Source organism: Kitasatospora sp. NPDC051702 (genome assembly GCF_040681575.1).
Taxonomy (GTDB): Bacteria; Actinomycetota; Actinomycetes; order Streptomycetales; family Streptomycetaceae; genus Kitasatospora.
In genome coordinates, this window is the sequence record NZ_JBFAZB010000010.1 from 58,171 (window position 1) to 75,453 (window position 17,283).

A 17,283-nucleotide genomic window follows, 5' to 3' on the forward strand; every position below is an offset into this window, starting at 1 on the left:
ATTGGCATCCGGGCTGCTCCATGTGGCAGTATGTCCAAGTTGCTCGGTTGAGTGCCGATGCTGCGCGCCTCCCGCCGGGAGGACCGGAAGCGAGTCCCACGTACTCGTCGTTCCCGTGATGGCCGTTAAGCGTGAAGTCGACGCCACGGCAGCTGCGGGGCGAAAGTACGGGAATCTTCCGGGAAGCGTATGCGGGGCCTCGATCCGGCACCCCCCACCCCGGAAAGTTTGAAACCGACGATCTCTTCGCCGGTTTTTTGCAAGCGCGAGTGCGACACGCCCGAGCGCGGGGGTCGGAGGGGAGGTCGTGCAGTGACTAAGACAGAAGGACTACTGAGTAGCCATGGCGGGACAGAAGATCCGCATCCGGCTCAAGGCCTACGACCACGAGGTCATCGACTCCTCGGCGAAGAAGATCGTCGAGACGGTGATCCGGACTGGTGCGCAGGTCGCAGGCCCGGTGCCGCTGCCCACTGAGAAGAACGTGTACTGCGTCATCCGCTCGCCGCACAAGTACAAGGACTCGCGCGAGCACTTCGAGATGCGTACTCACAAGCGTCTGATCGACATCCTCGACCCCACGCCGAAGACGGTTGACTCGCTGATGCGTCTCGACCTGCCGGCCGGCGTCGACATCGAGATCAAGCTCTGAGAGGCGCACCGAAGATGGCTAAGCAGATTAAGGGCATCCTGGGCGAGAAGCTCGGCATGACCCAGGTCTGGGACGAGAACAACCGGGTCGTCCCGGTGACCGTCGTCAAGGCTGGGCCCAATGTCGTGACCCAGGTCCACACCGCCGACAGCCCGGCCGGCTACGACGCCGTCCAGATCGGCTTCGGCGAGATCGACCCCCGCAAGGTGAACAAGCCCCTCGCGGGCCACTTCGCCAAGGCCGGTGTCACCCCGCGCCGCCACCTGGTCGAGCTCCGTACCTCGGACGCGTCCGAGTACACCCTGGGCCAGGAGATCACCGCCGAGCTGTTCGAGGCGGGTGTCAAGGTCGACGTGACCGGCACCTCCAAGGGCAAGGGCTTCGCCGGTGTCATGAAGCGCCACAACTTCCGTGGTCTCGGCGCCGGTCACGGCACCCAGCGCAAGCACCGTTCGCCCGGTTCCATCGGTGGCTGCGCCACCCCGGGCCGTGTGTTCAAGGGCCTGCGCATGGCTGGTCGGATGGGTCACGAGCGTGTGACCACCCAGAACCTGACCGTGCACGCGGTCGACGCGGAGAAGGGTCTGCTGCTCATCAAGGGCGCCGTCCCGGGCCCGAACGGCGGCCTCGTCCTCGTCCGCACCGCGGCGAAGGGGCTGTGAGGAAATGAGCACCATTGACATCCTGTCGCCGGCTGGCGACAAGACCGGCAGCATCGAGCTGCCGGCCGAGATCTTCGACGCGAAGGTCAGCGTTCCGCTGATGCACCAGGTCGTCGTGGCGCAGCTCGCTGCGGCCCGTCAGGGCACCCACAAGACCAAGACTCGTGGCGAGGTCCGCGGTGGCGGCAAGAAGCCGTACCGCCAGAAGGGCACCGGCCGCGCCCGTCAGGGCTCGACCCGTGCGCCGCAGTTCGCCGGCGGTGGCGTCGTGCACGGTCCCGTGCCGCGCGACTACTCGCAGCGGACCCCGAAGAAGATGATCGCCGCCGCCCTGCGCGGTGCGCTCACCGACCGGGCCCGCCACAACCGCATCCACGTCATCACCGACGTGACCGCGACCGAGGCGCCGTCGACCAAGGCCGCCAAGAGCCTGTTCGGCAAGATCACCGAGCGCAAGAACGTCCTCCTGGTCGTCGAGCGTTCGGACGAGCTGGGCCTCAAGTCCGCTCGCAACCTGCCGCACGTGCACATCCTGGACGCCGGTCAGCTGAACACCTACGACGTGCTCGTCTCCGACGATGTGGTCTTCACCCAGGCCGCCTTCGAGCGTTTCGTGGCCGGTCCGGCCGCGTCCGCCAAGGCCGTTGCCGCTGAGGGCGAGCTCGAAGGGAGCGCCGCCTGATGAGCGACGTTACGAGCAAGACGTTCACGGACCCCCGTGACGTCCTGGTGAAGCCGGTCATCTCCGAGAAGAGCTACAGCCTTCTCGACGAGAACAAGTACACGTTCATCGTGTCGCCGGGCGCCAACAAGACCCAGATCAAGCAGGCCGTCGAGGCGGTCTTCTCGGTCAAGGTCGAGGCTGTCAACACGATCAACCGTCAGGGCAAGCGCAAGCGGTCCAAGACGGGCTTTGGCAAGCGCAAGGACACCAAGCGCGCCATCGTGACGCTGGCCGAGGGCAACCGCATCGACATCTTCGGTGGTCCGGTCTCCTGAACAAGGAGATCGTGATCGTCGATTAGGACGAGGACGAGAGAGCCAAATGGGCATCCGCAAGTACAAGCCGACTACGCCGGGCCGTCGTGGCTCCAGCGTGGCCGACTTCGTAGAAATCACGCGGTCCACGCCGGAGAAGTCGCTGGTTCGCCCCCTGCACAGCAAGGGCGGCCGTAACAACGCCGGTCGTGTCACCGCTCGCCACCAGGGTGGCGGTCACAAGCGCGCCTACCGCGTGATCGACTTCCGTCGTCACGACAAGGACGGCGTGCCGGCCAAGGTCGCGCACATCGAGTACGACCCGAACCGCACCGCGCGCATCGCGCTCCTGCACTACGCGGACGGCGAGAAGCGCTACATCATCGCGCCGCGCGGCATCACGCAGGGCGACCGGATCGAGAACGGCGCTGGCGCCGACATCAAGCCGGGCAACAACCTGCCGCTGCGCAACATCCCGGTCGGTACCACCATCCACGCGGTTGAGCTGCGTCCCGGCGGCGGTGCCAAGCTGGCCCGCTCCGCCGGCTCCGGCATCCAGCTGCTGGCGCGTGAGGGCAAGATGGCGCACCTGCGCATGCCCTCCGGTGAGATCCGCCTGGTCGACGCCCGCTGCCGCGCCACCATCGGCGAGGTCGGCAACGCCGAGCAGTCGAACATCAACTGGGGCAAGGCCGGCCGTATGCGCTGGAAGGGCGTCCGCCCGACCGTGCGTGGTGTCGCCATGAACCCGATCGACCACCCGCACGGTGGTGGTGAGGGTAAGACCTCCGGTGGTCGCCACCCGGTCTCGCCGTGGGGTAAGCCCGAGGGCCGTACCCGTCGCCCGAACAAGGCGTCGGACAAGCTCATCGTGCGCCGCCGCAAGACCAACAAGAAGCGCTAGGAGCAGGTCAGATGCCGCGCAGTCTCAAGAAGGGCCCCTTCATCGACGGCCACCTCATCAAGAAGGTGGACGTTCAGAACGAGGCGGGTACCCAGAACGTCATCAAGACCTGGTCCCGTCGTTCCGTGATCTCCCCGAGCATGCTCGGTCACACGATCGCGGTCCACGATGGCCGCAAGCACGTCCCGGTGTTCGTCACCGAGTCGATGGTCGGCCACAAGCTCGGCGAGTTCGCTCCGACCCGCACGTTCCGCGGTCACGTCAAGGACGACCGCAAGTCGAAGCGTCGCTAAGTCGCCTGAGCTTCAGCGCCAGAACGACTCAATGACTTACTCCATTAAGGGGACAACCATGGAAGCCAGGGCCCAGGCGCGGTACATCCGCGTCACGCCCATGAAGGCCCGCCGCGTGGTGGACCTCATCCGTGGCCTGAACGCCACGGAGGCCCAGGCCGTCCTGCGTTTCGCTCCGCAGGCCGCCACCGTGCCGGTCGGCAAGGTGCTCGACAGCGCCATTGCCAACGCCGCGCACAACTACAACCACTCCAACGTGGACGACCTCTACATCTCTGAGGCGTACGTTGACGAGGGCCCGACCCTGAAGCGGTTCCGTCCGCGCGCCCAGGGCCGTGCCTACCGGATCCGCAAGCGGACCAGCCACATCACCGTGGTCGTCAGCAGCAAGGAAGGGACCCGGTAATGGGCCAGAAGGTTAACCCGCACGGGTTCCGCCTCGGCATCAGCACGGACTTCAAGTCCCGCTGGTACGCCGACAAGCTGTACAAGGACTACGTCAAGGAAGACGTCGCCATTCGTCGCATGATGACGAAGGGCATGGAGCGCGCCGGCATCTCCAAGGTCGAGATCGAGCGCACCCGCGACCGCGTCCGCGTTGACATCCACACCGCCCGCCCCGGCATCGTCATCGGCCGCCGTGGCACCGAGGCCGACCGCATCCGCGGCGACCTCGAGAAGCTGACCGGCAAGCAGGTCCAGCTGAACATCCTCGAGGTCAAGAACCCCGAGCTGGACGCCCAGCTCGTGGCTCAGGGCGTCGCGGAGCAGCTGTCCTCCCGCGTGTCGTTCCGCCGTGCCATGCGCAAGTCGATGCAGGGCACCATGAAGTCCGGCGCCAAGGGCATCAAGGTCCAGTGCTCCGGTCGTCTCGGCGGCGCCGAGATGAGCCGTTCGGAGTTCTACCGCGAGGGCCGTGTGCCGCTGCACACCCTGCGCGCGAACGTCGACTACGGCTTCTTCGAGGCCAAGACCACCTTCGGCCGCATCGGCGTGAAGGTCTGGATCTACAAGGGCGACGTCAAGAACATCGCCGAGGTCCGCGCTGAGAACGCCGCTGCCCGCTCGGGCAACCGCCCGGCCCGTCCCGAGGGTGGTCGTCCCGCCCGCGGTGGCGAGCGCCGTGGTGGCGAGCGCGGTGGCCGCGGCCGTCGTCCCGCCGCTGCCGAGGCCCCCGCGGCCCCGGTCGCCGAGGCTCCGGCTGCCGAGAACACCGGAACGGAGGCCTGACCGCAATGCTGATCCCCCGTCGGGTCAAGCACCGCAAGCAGCACCACCCGAAGCGTCGCGGCGCTTCCAAGGGTGGCACCGAGCTGGCGTTCGGCCAGTTCGGCATCCAGGCCGTGACCCCGGCCTACGTGACGAACCGTCAGATCGAGTCCGCTCGTATCGCGATCACCCGTCACATCCGCCGTGGCGGCAAGGTCTGGATCAACATCTACCCGGACCGTCCGCTGACCAAGAAGCCGGCCGAGACCCGCATGGGTTCCGGTAAGGGTTCGCCGGAGTGGTGGATCGCGAACGTGCACCCGGGTCGGGTCATGTTCGAGCTGTCGTACCCGAACGAGAAGGTTGCTCGCGAGGCGCTCACCCGCGCCGCGCACAAGCTGCCGATGAAGTGCCGGATCGTCCGGCGCGAGGACGGTGAGAGCTGATGTCGGCCGCTACCAAGGCTGCTGAGCTTCGCTCGCTGGACAACGAGGGTCTCGTTGCCAAGCTTCGCGAGGCCAAGGAGGAGCTGTTCAACCTCCGCTTCCAGGCGGCGACCGGGCAGCTCGACAACCACGGACGGCTCAAGCTCGTCCGTAAGGACATCGCGCGGATCTACACCCTGATGCGCGAGCGCGAGCTGGGCATCGAGACGGTGGAGAACGCCTGATGACTGAGAACACCAACGAGACGCGCGGTTTCCGCAAGACCCGTGAGGGTCTCGTCGTCAGCGACAAGATGGACAAGACCGTCGTCGTCGCCGTCGAGGACCGCGTCAAGCACGCTCTGTACGGCAAGGTCATCCGCCGTACGAACAAGCTGAAGGCGCACGACGAGGCCAACGCCTGCGGCATCGGCGACCGGGTCCTCCTCGCGGAGACCCGCCCGCTGTCCGCGACGAAGCGCTGGCGCGTCGTCGAGATCCTCGAGAAGGCCAAGTAACGAAGCCGATGTGGTACGGCCGTATGTGCAGCGGGTCCCCCCGGGACGCCGGTGTGAGCAGCGGCCGGCCCGTCGACTCTCGTTGACGATCAGGAGAAAGCTGTGATCCAGCAGGAGTCGCGACTGCGTGTTGCCGACAACACTGGTGCCAAGGAGATCCTTTGCATCCGTGTTCTCGGTGGCTCCGGTCGTCGCTACGCCGGAATCGGGGACGTCATCGTCGCGACCGTCAAGGACGCGATCCCCGGTGGTTCGGTGAAGAAGGGTGACGTCGTCAAGTGCGTCGTCGTCCGCACCGTCAAGGAGCGTCGTCGTCCGGATGGCTCGTACATCCGCTTCGACGAGAACGCCGCTGTCGTGCTGAAGAACACCGAGGGTGACCCCCGTGGCACCCGTATCTTCGGCCCGGTCGGCCGCGAGCTGCGCGACAAGAAGTTCATGAAGATCATCTCGCTGGCGCCGGAGGTGCTCTAACCCATGGCGAACAGCATGAAGATCAAGAAGGGTGACCTGGTTCAGGTCATCACCGGCAAGGACAAGGGCAAGCAGGGCAAGGTCATCCAGGCCATCCCCGCTGAGAACAAGGTCCTGGTCGAGGGTGTGAACCGGGTCAAGAAGCACACCAAGCCGGGTCCGGGCACCCAGGGTGGCATCGTCACCGTCGAGGCCCCGGTTCACGTCTCCAACGTCCAGCTGGTCGTGGAGAAGGACGGCAAGAAGGTCGTCACCCGCGTTGGCTACCGCTTCGACGACGAGGGCAACAAGATCCGCGTTGCCAAGCGAACCGGTGAGGACATCTGATGTCTGAGACGACTGTTGAGAAGGTGGCCCCCCGCCTCAAGGAGCGTTACAACTCCGAGATCAAGGGCCAGCTGCAGGAGCAGTTCTCGTACGAGAACGTCATGCTGATCCCCGGCCTGGTCAAGGTCGTGGTCAACATGGGTGTCGGCGAGGCCGCCCGTGACAGCAAGCTGATCGAGGGCGCGATCCGCGACCTGACCGCGATCACCGGTCAGAAGCCGGCCGTGACCAAGGCTCGCAAGTCCATCGCGCAGTTCAAGCTGCGCGAGGGCCAGCCGATCGGCACGCACGTCACCCTCCGTGGTGACCGCATGTGGGAGTTCCTGGACCGTCTGGTGTCGCTGGCCCTGCCGCGTATCCGTGACTTCCGTGGCCTCTCCCCGAAGCAGTTCGACGGCCGTGGCAACTACACCTTCGGTCTGACCGAGCAGGTTATGTTCCACGAGATCGACCAGGACAAGGTCGACCGTCAGCGCGGTATGGACATCACCGTCGTGACCACCGCTCAGACCGACGACGAGGGCCGGGCGCTCCTGCGCGCTCTGGGCTTCCCGTTCAAGGAGGCGTGAGCCAATGGCGAAGAAGTCCCTCATCGCGAAGTCCGAGCGCAAGCCGAAGTTCGGCGTCCGGGCCTACACCCGGTGCCAGCGCTGCGGCCGTCCGCACTCGGTGTACCGCAAGTTCGGCCTGTGCCGTGTGTGCCTCCGCGAGATGGCGCACCGCGGCGAGCTGCCGGGCGTGACCAAGAGCTCCTGGTAATCCAGAGCCCTAGGCACCGCTAGCGAAGCAGAGGTGCCCGATCCCACACCGGCTCGTTTTGGGCCTCCTTACGGAATCCCGTAAGGTTGTGGGGTCGGGCCCCCTGCCACGGCTTCCCCATGGTTGTCCGTGGTCCTCTTCTGGGAGGGCTCGCACCCAGTCTTACTACGTCGTAGGTCCCCTGCGCTTGTGCCCCTGACGCACTCGGAAGAGTGCGGCGGGGGGACCTGGTGCGGAGAAACCACGGCGAGAGAGGCCTGAGGCCATCATGACCATGACCGACCCCATCGCAGACATGCTCACGCGTCTGCGTAACGCGAACTCGGCGTACCACGACTCCGTGGCGATGCCGGCCAGCAAGATCAAGGCGCACGTCGCCCAGATCCTGCAGCAGGAGGGGTACATCTCCTCCTACAAGGTTGAGGAGCCCGTCGAGGGCGAGGTCGGCAAGAAGCTGACCATCGAGCTCAAGTTCGGCCCCAACCGTGAGCGCTCGATCGCCGGCATCAAGCGGATCAGCAAGCCGGGTCTGCGCGTTTACGCAAAGTCCACCAACCTGCCGAAGGTTCTCGGCGGCCTGGGCGTGGCCATCATCTCCACGTCGTCCGGCCTCCTGACCGACAAGCAGGCCGCCAAGAAGGGCGTAGGCGGAGAAGTTCTCGCCTACGTCTGGTAATTCGGGAAACGGAGGTACAGCAATGTCGCGCATTGGACGGCTGCCCATCCAGGTCCCCGCTGGCGTGGACGTCACCATCGATGGCCAGGCGGTCTCGGTGAAGGGCCCCAAGGGCACCCTCACCCACGTCGTCGCCGAGCCGATCGAGATCGGCAAGGGCGAGGACGGCATCGTGCTCGTCACCCGCCCGAACGACGAGCGTCGCTCGAAGGCCCTGCACGGCCTGACCCGCACGCTGGTGGCGAACATGATCACCGGCGTGACCGCGGGCTACCGCAAGTCGCTGGAGATCAGCGGTGTCGGCTACCGAGTCGCTGCGAAGGGCTCCGACATGGAGTTCCAGCTCGGCTACAGCCACCCCATCCTGGTCCCCGCGCCGGAGGGCATCTCCTTCGTCGTCGAGTCGCCCACCAAGTTCCACGTGGACGGCATCGACAAGCAGAAGGTCGGCGAGGTCGCCGCGAAGATCCGCAAGCTGCGCAAGCCCGACCCGTACAAGGCCAAGGGCGTCAAGTACGCGGGCGAGGTCATCCGCCGCAAGGTCGGAAAGAGTGGTAAGTAAGCGATGAGCGTCTCTGTCAAGATCGGCAAGGGCAACGCCTACAAGAGCGCCGCTCGCAAGCGCCGCGCGATCCGCGTTCGCAAGCGCGTCGTCGGCACCGAGGTGCGTCCGCGTCTCGTTGTGACGCGCTCGAACCGTCACATGGTCGCCCAGGTCATCGACGACGCCAAGGGTCACACCCTGGCGTCGGCGTCCACCCTCGACGTGTCCATCAAGGGCGCCGAGGGCGACAAGACCGAGCTGGCCAAGAAGGTCGGGAGCCTGGTCGCCGAGCGCGCCAAGGCCGCCGGCATCGAGGCGGTCGTGTTCGACCGCGCGGGCAACCGGTACGCCGGCCGCATCGCCGCCCTGGCGGACGCGGCCCGTGAGGCCGGGCTCGACTTCTAAGCCGCTCGTCGACTCTGTCGGCGGACGTAATCGAGAGAGGTAATTCCAATGGCTGGACCCCAGCGCCGCGGTAGCGGCGCCGGCGGCGGCACCGGTGGCGAGCGGCGCGACCGTAAGCGTGACGACCGGGGCAACGCCCCCGCCGTCGAGAAGACCGCTTACGTCGAGCGCGTCGTCGCGATCAACCGTGTCGCCAAGGTTGTCAAGGGTGGTCGTCGCTTCTCCTTCACCGCGCTGGTCGTGGTGGGCGATGGCGAGGGCACCGTGGGTGTTGGTTACGGGAAGGCGAAGGAGGTTCCGGCCGCCATCGCCAAGGGTGTTGAGGAGGCCAAGAAGAACTTCTTCAAGGTCCCCCGTATCCAGGGCACCATTCCGCACCCCATCCAGGGTGAGAAGGCCGCCGGCGTCGTGCTGCTGAAGCCCGCCGCCCCCGGTACCGGTGTTATCGCCGGTGGTCCGGTGCGCGCCGTCCTGGAGTGCGCCGGCATCCACGACATCCTGTCGAAGTCGCTCGGCTCGGACAACGCGATCAACATCGTGCACGCCACGGTGGCCGCTCTGAAGGGCCTCGTGCGCCCCGAGGAGATCGCCGCCCGTCGTGGCCTCCCGCTGGAGGACGTGGCCCCGGCCGCGCTGCTGCGGGCCCGCGCTGCAGGGGTGAGCGCCTGATGGCTCGCCTGAAGATCACGCAGACCAAGTCGTACATCGGCAGCAAGCAGAATCACCGTGACACCCTGCGTTCGCTTGGTCTCAAGCGCATGCACGACGTCGTGGTGAAGGAGGACCGTCCCGAGATCCGCGGGATGGCCCAGACGGTCCGTCACCTGGTGACGGTTGAGGAGGTGGACTGATCATGGGCGACAACCCGATCAAGATCCACAACCTGCGTCCCGCCCCGGGTGCCAAGACCGAGAAGATCCGCGTGGGTCGTGGTGAGGGCTCCAAGGGTAAGACCGCCGGTCGTGGCACCAAGGGCACCAAGGCCCGCTACCAGGTTCCGCAGCGCTTCGAGGGTGGCCAGATGCCCCTCCACATGCGCCTGCCGAAGCTGAAGGGCTTCAAGAACCCGTTCAAGATCACGTTCCAGGTCGTCAACCTCGACAAGCTGGCCGAGCTCTACCCGCAGGGTGGAGAGGTCACCGTCGAGGACCTGGTCGCCAAGGGCGCGGTTCGTAAGAACTCCCTCGTCAAGGTGCTCGGCACCGGCGAGATCTCGGTCGCGCTGCAGGTGACGGTCGACGCCGTCTCCGGCTCCGCCGCCGAGAAGATCACCGCCGCCGGCGGTACCGTCACCGAGCTCGTCTGAGCGCGCTGACCTGATGCGAGCCCCGCATCTCCTTCGGGAGGTGCGGGGCTCGTTCTTTTTCCCGGGGATTCCTTCTTCCGGGGCCCTCGTTCTTTTGTGTGGCAAAACCGGGCATCCCGTACCCCGTGAGTGGGGGAGGGGCGGTACGCGCTTCTTTCGAGTGGCTGCGCACTGTTAGAGTCCGTGGAGTTCCCTTGTAGGCTGCGCGTAGGCTCGCCTGTGCCGTCTGTACGGGAGCCCGACCCGCAAACTCCCCATTCAGGACCGACCCTCCCGCCGACGACGTGCGGGAGGCGCAGGAGGCACCGTGCTCAGTGCGTTCGCGCGGGCGTTCCAGACGCCCGACCTGCGCAAGAAGCTGCTGTTCACGCTGGGCATCATGGTGCTGTTCCGGCTGGGCTCGCACATCCCGATCCCCGGCGTGAGCTTCACGGCCGTGAACGAGTGTGTGAAGGAAGCCAAGAACACCGGCCTCTTCGGACTCGTCAACCTGTTCAGCGGCGGCGCGCTCCTCCAGCTGACGATCTTCGCGCTCGGCATCATGCCGTACATCACCGCGAGCATCATCCTCCAGCTCCTCACCGTCGTGATCCCGCGGCTCGAGGCGCTGAAGAAGGAGGGCCAGGCCGGCCAGGCGAAGATCACCCAGTACACCCGCTACCTGACCATCGCGCTCGCCGTGCTCCAGGGCACCGGCATCGTGGCGACGGCCTCCAGCGGCGCGCTCTTCTCCGGCTGCCCCGTGAACAACCAGATCGTCCCGGACACCAGCGTGTTCCGGATCGCGGTCATGGTGATCACGATGACGGCCGGCACCACGGTCATCATGTGGCTGGGCGAGCTGATCACCGACCGCGGCATCGGCAACGGCATGTCGCTGCTGATCTTCACCTCGATCGCGGCGCAGTTCCCGTCCTCGATGTGGGCGATCAAGCAGTCCGGCACCATCGGCGGCGGCTGGGTCGAGTTCCTGTCCGTGGTCGCGGTCGGCATCATCGTTGTGAGCCTGGTCATCTTCGTCGAGCAGGCCCAGCGCCGGATCCCGGTGCAGTACGCGAAGCGGATGATCGGCCGCCGGGCGTTCGGCGGCACCTCGACGTACATCCCGCTCAAGGTGAACCAGGCCGGTGTCATCCCGGTCATCTTCGCCTCGTCGCTGCTGTACATCCCCGCCCTGGTCGTCCAGCTGACCAACAGCCAGGCCGGCTGGGCCACGTGGATCCGGACGAACTTCGTCAAGGGTGACCACCCGATCTACATGGCCACCTACTTCCTGCTGATCGTCTTCTTCGCCTTCTTCTACGTCGCCATCTCCTTCAACCCCGAAGAAGTTGCCGACAATATGAAGAAGTATGGTGGGTTCATCCCGGGCATCCGGGCCGGCCGACCGACGGCCGAGTACCTGAACTACGTGCTGACCCGAATCACGTGGCCGGGTTCGCTCTACCTGGGCCTGATCGCGTTGATCCCGATGATCGCCCTGGTCGCCTTCGGACAGCAGACCAACTTCCCGTTCGGCGGCACCAGCGTGCTCATCGTCGTCGGCGTCGGACTCGAAACTGTGAAGCAGATCGAGAGCCAGCTCCAGCAGCGCAATTACGAAGGGTTCCTCCGCTGATGCGTATCGTCCTCGTTGGTCCTCCCGGGGCCGGGAAGGGTACTCAGGCGCACCTGCTCGCCAAGACCCTGTCCATTCCCCACATCTCCACCGGCGACCTCTTCCGCGCCAACATCGGCCAGGGCACCCCGCTGGGGCTCGAGGCCAAGAGCTACATGGACGCGGGCCGGCTGGTTCCGGACGAGGTCACCATCGGGATGGCCAAGGACCGCATGCTCCAGGAGGACGCCGCCAACGGCTTCCTGCTCGACGGCTTCCCCCGCAACCTGGGCCAGGCCAAGGCGCTGGACGAGTTCCTCGCCGAGCAGGGCATCGTCCTGGACGGCGTGCTGGACCTGGAGGTCCCCGAGGACGAGGTCGTCCGCCGGATCGCCGGCCGCCGGCTGTGCCGCAACGACGGCGGCCACGTCTTCCACGTGGACTACAACCCGCCGAAGGCCGACGGCGTCTGCGACGAGTGCGGCGGCGAGCTGTACCAGCGCTCGGACGACACCGAGGACAAGGTGCGCACCCGCCTGGAGGTCTACCACACGGAGACCGAGCCGATCATCGACTACTACGCCCAGCAGGGCCTGGTCGCGACGATCCCGGCCCTCGGCAAGGTGGACGAGGTCACCCAGCGCGCGATCGAGGCGCTGAAGCAGCAGGGCTGAGTTCTCTCAGCGACGTACGTACGGCCGGGTCGCCCCTTGAGCGGGCGGCCCGGCCGTTTTCGGCGTCGTACGGTGGTAGCAGTGGTAATCCGGACTTGGAAGGCGTGACCAGATGGTGGAGATCAAGACCCCCGAGCAGATCGCGAAGATGCGAGCGGCCGGGCTGGTCGTCGCCGAGGCCCTCAAGGCCTGCCGCGAGGCGGTCGCTCCGGGGGTGACCACCCAGGAGCTCAACGACGTCGCGGACAAGGTCATCACCGACCACGGCGCCACCTCGAACTTCCGCGCCCACCACGGCGGCCTCTGGTTCCCCGGGGTGATCTGCGCCTCGGTGAACAACGAGGTCGTGCACGGCATCCCCGGCGAGCGGGTGCTCCAGGAGGGCGACCTCATCTCGATCGACTGCGGGGCCATCCTGGACGGCTGGCACGGCGACGCGGCGATCACCGTCGCGGTCGGCGAGGTCCGCCCCGAGGTCGAGATGCTGAGCCGGGTGACCGAGGGCTCGATGTGGGCCGGCATCGCGCAGATGAAGAAGACCAACCGCCTGGTCGACGTCTCCAAGGCGATCGAGGGCTTCATCCGGCGCCAGCCGCTGCCGCCGAAGGGCAAGTGGGGCATCACCGAGGGCTACGGCGGCCACGGCATCGGCACCGCGATGCACATGGAGCCGCACGTGCTGAACTACGTGGAGCGCGGCCGCGGCAAGGGCCCGAAGCTCGTCCCCGGCACGGTGCTGGCGATCGAGCCGATGGTCTCGCTGGGCACCCCGCACACCGCGGTGCTGGACGACGAGTGGACGGTCGTCACCAACGACGGCACCTGGGCCTCGCACTGGGAGCACTCGGTGGCCGTCACCGAGCAGGGCCCGCTGGTCCTGACCGCCTTCGACGGCGGCCGGGCCGAGCTCGCGAAGCTGGGCGTCACCGCCGCGCCGGACCCGCTCGGCTGAGGCGCGTCCCGGCCGCCCGGTCGCGGGCCGGCGGCCGGTTCCCGTCGCTGACGGGGGAGCGGAGCCCTGGAGGTTTGGACCTCCAGGGCTTTTGTCCTATTTTTATCGGCTGGCAGTTGCTTCAGCAGCATCGATCGAGCAGGAGACAGCAGTGCTCAAGGGATTCCGCGACTTCATGATGCGCGGCAACGTCGTCGACATGGCCGTCGGTGTGGTCATCGGCGCCGCGTTCACGGGGGTGGTGACCGGCTTCGTCTCCGCGTTCCTCACCCCGCTGGTCGGCGTCGTGGTCGGCGCGGCCGGCGACTTCAGCTCCTACAAGGCGACCGTGGCCGGGGTGACCTTCCCCTACGGCCAGTTCCTCAACGTGCTGATCGCCTTCGTGATGACCGCCGCGGTGCTCTACTTCTGCGTCGTCCTGCCGGTCACCAAGGCCACCGCGCGCTACCTGCCGAAGAAGCCGAAGGCTCCGAAGCGCCCCTGCCCGGAGTGCCTGACCGAGATCCCGCAGGCCGCCCGGCGCTGCTCGGCCTGCACCGCGCACGTCGAGCCGCTGGCCGTTCCGACCGGGGTGTGACGGTCACCGCCTTCCGGGGCCTCCGTTTTGGCCCACCGGACGCGCTGGCGTAGGATGGACCGTCGGCTCACTCGTAGCGTGCTTCAGCACGCCCTCTTCCCCTCGGGGGCGGGGTGAACCCAGGTTCGCACGAGCGTTCCGCATACGGTAGCCGGTCCCGGAAGGTGGATCTCGCAGTTCATGGCTAAGAAGCAAGGCGCCATTGAGATCGAGGGCACCGTGATCGAGTCTCTTCCGAACGCGATGTTCAAGGTCGAGCTGCAGAACGGTCACAAGGTCCTCGCGCACATCAGTGGCAAGATGCGCATGCACTACATCCGCATCCTGCCGGACGACCGGGTCGTCGTGGAGCTCAGCCCCTACGACCTCACGCGCGGACGGATCGTCTACCGCTACAAGTAAGAACGTCAGATCTAGACCCGGAGAACCTGAAACATGAAGGTCAAGCCGAGCGTCAAGAAGATCTGCGACAAGTGCAAGGTGATCCGCCGTCACGGTCGGGTCATGGTGATCTGCGACAACCTGCGCCACAAGCAGCGCCAGGGCTGATCTCTCCCCAGCATTTCTCGTAGTACTTCGCGCGACGCGAAAACGTCATAAGCGGGCTACCCGATCCGACCTTGGGAAAGGACGGACTGCCGCCCCCGGTCAGAGGCCGGGGCTCCCTCATCGAGAGATGAAGGAGTAGGTAGCACGCAAGACCTCTGAAGAACCACAGGAGCCTTGAATGGCACGCCTCGCCGGCGTTGATCTCCCCCGTGAGAAGCGGATCGAGATCGCCCTCACCTACGTGTACGGCATCGGCCGTACCCGCGCCCAGCAGACCCTCGCCGAGACCGGCGTCAACCCGGATGTCCGCGTTCGCGACATCTCCGAGGAAGACCTGGTCAAGCTGAGCCAGTACATCGACGCCAACTACACGGTCGAGGGTGACCTCCGCCGTGAGGTGGCCGCCGACATCCGCCGCAAGGTCGAGATCGGCTGCTACGAGGGTCTGCGTCACCGCCGTGGCCTGCCGGTCCGCGGCCAGCGCACCCACACCAACGCGCGTACCCGCAAGGGCCCGCGTCGCGCGATCGCCGGTAAGAAGAAGCCGGGCAAGAAGTAGTCCGTCCCGTAACCGGACATCCCTCCGGCCCGCGGGTCAGCGGACCGACCACCTCAGTAGGAGAACAGACTTATGCCCCCCAAGGGTCGTCAGGCTGCCGGCGCGAAGAAGATCCGCCGCAAGGAAAAGAAGAACGTCGCTCACGGCCACGCGCACATCAAGAGCACGTTCAACAACACCATCGTTTCGATCACCGACCCCGCGGGCAACGTGATCTCCTGGGCCTCCGCCGGCCACGTCGGCTTCAAGGGCTCGCGCAAGTCCACCCCGTTCGCCGCGCAGATGGCCGCCGAGGCCGCTGCCCGTCGCGCGCAGGAGCACGGCATGCGCAAGGTCGACGTCTTCGTCAAGGGTCCGGGCTCCGGCCGTGAGACCGCGATCCGTTCGCTCCAGGCCACCGGCCTCGAGGTCGGCTCGATCCAGGACGTCACCCCCACCCCGCACAACGGCTGCCGTCCGCCGAAGCGCCGCCGCGTCTGACGCAGCGCCTTCGGGCACGCTGGGTTTGCTTTGAAACCTCGTACGGGCTCCCGTTCTCCGCGGGAGCCCGTACGCTTGGTCCTGTCGGCATCAAATAGTGGGTGCCGAAGACAACTGGAGGAACATCCCCCATGCTTATCGCTCAGCGTCCGTCGCTGACCGAAGAGGTCGTCGACGAGTTCCGCTCGCGGTTCGTGATCGAGCCGCTGGAGCCGGGCTTCGGCTACACCCTCGGCAACTCCCTGCGCCGCACGCTCCTGTCGTCGATCCCGGGTGCCGCTGTCACCAGCATCCGCATCGACGGCGTCCTGCACGAGTTCACCACCGTGCCGGGCGTCAAGGAGGACGTGACCGACCTCATCCTCAACATCAAGCAGCTGGTCGTCTCCTCGGAGCACGACGAGCCGGTCGTGATGTACCTGCGCAAGCAGGGCCCGGGTGTCGTCACCGCCGCCGACATCGCCCCGCCGGCGGGTGTCGAGGTGCACAACCCGGAGCTGGTCCTCGCGACCCTCAACGGCAAGGGCAAGCTGGAGATGGAGCTGACCGTCGAGCGCGGTCGCGGCTACGTCTCCGCCGTCCAGAACAAGGCCTCCGGCCAGGAGATCGGCCGCATCCCGGTCGACTCGATCTACAGCCCCGTGCTGAAGGTCACCTACAAGGTCGAGGCCACCCGTGTCGAGCAGCGGACCGACTTCGACAAGCTGATCGTCGACGTCGAGACCAAGCCCGCCATGCGTCCGCGCGACGCCATGGCCTCGGCGGGCAAGACCCTGGTGGAGCTGTTCGGCCTCGCCCGCGAGCTGAACATCGACGCCGAGGGCATCGACATGGGCCCGTCCCCGACGGACGCCGCCCTGGCCGCCGACCTGGCGCTGCCGATCGAGGAGCTGGAACTCACCGTCCGCTCCTACAACTGCCTCAAGCGCGAGGGCATCCACACCGTGGGTGAGCTCGTCGCCCGCTCCGAGGCCGACCTGCTCGACATCCGCAACTTCGGTGCGAAGTCGATCGACGAGGTCAAGGCGAAGCTGGCCGGCATGGGCCTGGCCCTCAAGGACAGCCCGCCCGGGTTCGACCCGACCGCCGCCGCCGACGCCTTCGGCGCGGACGACCTGGACGACGCGGGTTACGCGGAGACCGAGCAGTACTGAAAGACTTGACCGCGGGGGCGGTTCCTGCCGGAACCGCCTCCGTCGTCGTGAAAGTCGTGCGGGCACCGTGCCCGCACGCCCGCTGCGGTACCTGGTACGGCCGCAGTCGGAGATTCGAGGAGTAATTCCATGCCGCGTCCCACCAAGGGTGCCCGCCTCGGCGGCGGCCCGCACCACGAGCCGCTGCTGCTCGCCGGTCTGTGCCGGGAGCTGTTCCAGTACGGCCGCATCACCACGACCGAGGCCAAGGCCCGTCGGATGCGCCCGCTGGCGGAGAAGCTGATCACCAAGGCGAAGAAGGGCGACATCCACAACCGTCGCCTGGTGCGCAAGACGATCACCGACATCTCGGTGCTGCACACCCTCTTCACCGAGATCGCGCCGCGCTACGAGAACCGCCCGGGTGGCTACACCCGCATCACCAAGATCGGTCCCCGTCGTGGCGACAACGCCCCGATGGCCGTGATCGAGCTGGTCGAGGCGCTGACCGTCGCGCAGAACGCGGTCGGCGAGGCCGAGGCCGCCACCAAGCGTGCCGTCAAGGAGGCCGACGAGGCCGCCGCCGTCGAGACCAAGGCCGACGAGGCCGAGGCCGCCGAGCAGGCCTGAC

At 66.8% G+C, this 17,283-nt stretch carries 31 protein-coding genes; all 31 read left to right on the top strand.

Going from position 1 to position 17,283, the window contains the following annotated elements:
• Positions 1–343 precede the first annotated feature (343 nt).
• The gene (gene rpsJ, locus AB0N04_RS11580) at positions 344–652 is read left to right on the top strand and encodes a 30S ribosomal protein S10 (protein WP_012785157.1); all 309 of its coding nucleotides are present in this window, start codon (positions 344–346) and stop codon (positions 650–652) included.
• Positions 653–666: 14 nt separating this feature from the next.
• A complete protein-coding gene (gene rplC / locus AB0N04_RS11585) occupies positions 667–1,314 on the top strand; it encodes a 50S ribosomal protein L3 (protein ID WP_153460994.1) in 648 nt (215 codons plus the stop codon).
• A gap of 4 nt (positions 1,315–1,318) precedes the next feature.
• Positions 1,319–1,996 carry a 50S ribosomal protein L4 gene (rplD, locus tag AB0N04_RS11590; RefSeq protein ID WP_360209095.1) on the top strand — a complete coding sequence of 226 codons (678 nt, stop codon included), beginning with the start codon at positions 1,319–1,321 and terminating at the stop codon, positions 1,994–1,996.
• Complete coding sequence (gene rplW / locus AB0N04_RS11595; RefSeq protein WP_030280768.1) at positions 1,996–2,313, top strand: 50S ribosomal protein L23; 318 nt, start codon at positions 1,996–1,998, stop codon at positions 2,311–2,313. The genes rplD and rplW overlap by 1 nt, the downstream gene beginning before the upstream one ends.
• A gap of 46 nt (positions 2,314–2,359) precedes the next feature.
• Complete coding sequence (gene rplB, locus AB0N04_RS11600; protein WP_360209092.1) at positions 2,360–3,196, top strand: 50S ribosomal protein L2; 837 nt, start codon at positions 2,360–2,362, stop codon at positions 3,194–3,196.
• Positions 3,197–3,207: 11 nt separating this feature from the next.
• Positions 3,208–3,489 carry a 30S ribosomal protein S19 gene (gene rpsS / locus AB0N04_RS11605; protein ID WP_030232469.1) on the top strand — a complete coding sequence of 94 codons (282 nt, stop codon included), beginning with the start codon at positions 3,208–3,210 and terminating at the stop codon, positions 3,487–3,489.
• A gap of 58 nt (positions 3,490–3,547) precedes the next feature.
• Positions 3,548–3,895 (top strand): 50S ribosomal protein L22, encoded by a 348-nt coding sequence (rplV, locus tag AB0N04_RS11610; RefSeq protein ID WP_030232471.1) that lies wholly within the window; start codon positions 3,548–3,550, stop codon positions 3,893–3,895.
• The gene (rpsC, locus tag AB0N04_RS11615; RefSeq protein WP_030055823.1) at positions 3,895–4,719 is read left to right on the top strand and encodes a 30S ribosomal protein S3; all 825 of its coding nucleotides are present in this window, start codon (positions 3,895–3,897) and stop codon (positions 4,717–4,719) included. The genes rplV and rpsC overlap by 1 nt, the downstream gene beginning before the upstream one ends.
• Positions 4,720–4,724: 5 nt before the next feature.
• On the top strand, positions 4,725–5,144 hold the full coding sequence (rplP, locus tag AB0N04_RS11620; RefSeq protein ID WP_030300385.1) for a 50S ribosomal protein L16: 420 nt from the start codon (positions 4,725–4,727) through the stop codon (positions 5,142–5,144).
• On the top strand, positions 5,144–5,368 hold the full coding sequence (gene rpmC / locus AB0N04_RS11625; RefSeq protein ID WP_030232478.1) for a 50S ribosomal protein L29: 225 nt from the start codon (positions 5,144–5,146) through the stop codon (positions 5,366–5,368). The genes rplP and rpmC overlap by 1 nt, the downstream gene beginning before the upstream one ends.
• Positions 5,368–5,640, top strand: a complete 273-nt coding sequence (rpsQ, locus tag AB0N04_RS11630) for a 30S ribosomal protein S17 (RefSeq protein WP_030055826.1) — start codon at positions 5,368–5,370, stop codon at positions 5,638–5,640. Before rpmC ends, rpsQ begins: the two co-directional genes overlap by 1 nt.
• Positions 5,641–5,742: 102 nt before the next feature.
• Complete coding sequence (gene rplN / locus AB0N04_RS11635; protein WP_030232481.1) at positions 5,743–6,114, top strand: 50S ribosomal protein L14; 372 nt, start codon at positions 5,743–5,745, stop codon at positions 6,112–6,114.
• Positions 6,115–6,129: 15 nt separating this feature from the next.
• Positions 6,130–6,441, top strand: a complete 312-nt coding sequence (rplX, locus tag AB0N04_RS11640) for a 50S ribosomal protein L24 (RefSeq protein WP_345286354.1) — start codon at positions 6,130–6,132, stop codon at positions 6,439–6,441.
• On the top strand, positions 6,441–7,010 hold the full coding sequence (rplE, locus tag AB0N04_RS11645) for a 50S ribosomal protein L5 (protein WP_030280779.1): 570 nt from the start codon (positions 6,441–6,443) through the stop codon (positions 7,008–7,010). Before rplX ends, rplE begins: the two co-directional genes overlap by 1 nt.
• Before the next feature lie 4 nt (positions 7,011–7,014).
• Complete coding sequence (locus tag AB0N04_RS11650) at positions 7,015–7,200, top strand: type Z 30S ribosomal protein S14 (RefSeq protein WP_030055830.1); 186 nt, start codon at positions 7,015–7,017, stop codon at positions 7,198–7,200.
• Positions 7,201–7,468: 268 nt separating this feature from the next.
• Positions 7,469–7,876 carry a 30S ribosomal protein S8 gene (rpsH, locus tag AB0N04_RS11655; RefSeq protein ID WP_031063036.1) on the top strand — a complete coding sequence of 136 codons (408 nt, stop codon included), beginning with the start codon at positions 7,469–7,471 and terminating at the stop codon, positions 7,874–7,876.
• Positions 7,877–7,898: 22 nt separating this feature from the next.
• Entirely contained in the window at positions 7,899–8,438 is a 540-nt protein-coding gene (gene rplF, locus AB0N04_RS11660) for a 50S ribosomal protein L6 (RefSeq protein WP_360209088.1), read from the top strand.
• Between the two features lie 3 nt (positions 8,439–8,441).
• Entirely contained in the window at positions 8,442–8,825 is a 384-nt protein-coding gene (gene rplR, locus AB0N04_RS11665) for a 50S ribosomal protein L18 (RefSeq protein ID WP_030232494.1), read from the top strand.
• 48 nt (positions 8,826–8,873) lie between these two features.
• Complete coding sequence (gene rpsE, locus AB0N04_RS11670; RefSeq protein ID WP_350573992.1) at positions 8,874–9,494, top strand: 30S ribosomal protein S5; 621 nt, start codon at positions 8,874–8,876, stop codon at positions 9,492–9,494.
• Positions 9,494–9,676 (top strand): 50S ribosomal protein L30, encoded by a 183-nt coding sequence (rpmD, locus tag AB0N04_RS11675; protein ID WP_030251557.1) that lies wholly within the window; start codon positions 9,494–9,496, stop codon positions 9,674–9,676. The genes rpsE and rpmD overlap by 1 nt, the downstream gene beginning before the upstream one ends.
• Positions 9,676–10,131, top strand: a complete 456-nt coding sequence (gene rplO / locus AB0N04_RS11680; protein ID WP_313767858.1) for a 50S ribosomal protein L15 — start codon at positions 9,676–9,678, stop codon at positions 10,129–10,131. The genes rpmD and rplO overlap by 1 nt, the downstream gene beginning before the upstream one ends.
• Before the next feature lie 307 nt (positions 10,132–10,438).
• Positions 10,439–11,749 (top strand): preprotein translocase subunit SecY, encoded by a 1,311-nt coding sequence (gene secY, locus AB0N04_RS11685; protein ID WP_360209084.1) that lies wholly within the window; start codon positions 10,439–10,441, stop codon positions 11,747–11,749.
• Positions 11,749–12,402: an adenylate kinase gene (locus tag AB0N04_RS11690; protein WP_360209081.1), complete on the top strand. Its 654-nt coding sequence runs from the start codon at positions 11,749–11,751 to the stop codon at positions 12,400–12,402. The genes secY and AB0N04_RS11690 overlap by 1 nt, the downstream gene beginning before the upstream one ends.
• Positions 12,403–12,514: 112 nt before the next feature.
• On the top strand, positions 12,515–13,354 hold the full coding sequence (map, locus tag AB0N04_RS11695) for a type I methionyl aminopeptidase (RefSeq protein WP_360209079.1): 840 nt from the start codon (positions 12,515–12,517) through the stop codon (positions 13,352–13,354).
• Positions 13,355–13,505: 151 nt separating this feature from the next.
• Positions 13,506–13,931, top strand: a complete 426-nt coding sequence (gene mscL / locus AB0N04_RS11700; protein WP_360209077.1) for a large conductance mechanosensitive channel protein MscL — start codon at positions 13,506–13,508, stop codon at positions 13,929–13,931.
• A 180-nt stretch (positions 13,932–14,111) separates the two neighbouring features.
• A complete protein-coding gene (infA, locus tag AB0N04_RS11705; protein ID WP_003956442.1) occupies positions 14,112–14,333 on the top strand; it encodes a translation initiation factor IF-1 in 222 nt (73 codons plus the stop codon).
• Between the two features lie 33 nt (positions 14,334–14,366).
• On the top strand, positions 14,367–14,480 hold the full coding sequence (gene rpmJ, locus AB0N04_RS11710; RefSeq protein WP_003956441.1) for a 50S ribosomal protein L36: 114 nt from the start codon (positions 14,367–14,369) through the stop codon (positions 14,478–14,480).
• A 178-nt stretch (positions 14,481–14,658) separates the two neighbouring features.
• The gene (gene rpsM, locus AB0N04_RS11715) at positions 14,659–15,039 is read left to right on the top strand and encodes a 30S ribosomal protein S13 (protein WP_097237495.1); all 381 of its coding nucleotides are present in this window, start codon (positions 14,659–14,661) and stop codon (positions 15,037–15,039) included.
• Between the two features lie 72 nt (positions 15,040–15,111).
• On the top strand, positions 15,112–15,519 hold the full coding sequence (gene rpsK, locus AB0N04_RS11720; protein ID WP_030232513.1) for a 30S ribosomal protein S11: 408 nt from the start codon (positions 15,112–15,114) through the stop codon (positions 15,517–15,519).
• Between the two features lie 131 nt (positions 15,520–15,650).
• Complete coding sequence (locus AB0N04_RS11725; protein ID WP_030055844.1) at positions 15,651–16,673, top strand: DNA-directed RNA polymerase subunit alpha; 1,023 nt, start codon at positions 15,651–15,653, stop codon at positions 16,671–16,673.
• 129 nt (positions 16,674–16,802) lie between these two features.
• Positions 16,803–17,282 (top strand): 50S ribosomal protein L17, encoded by a 480-nt coding sequence (gene rplQ / locus AB0N04_RS11730; RefSeq protein WP_360209075.1) that lies wholly within the window; start codon positions 16,803–16,805, stop codon positions 17,280–17,282.
• Position 17,283: the final 1 nt, after the last annotated feature.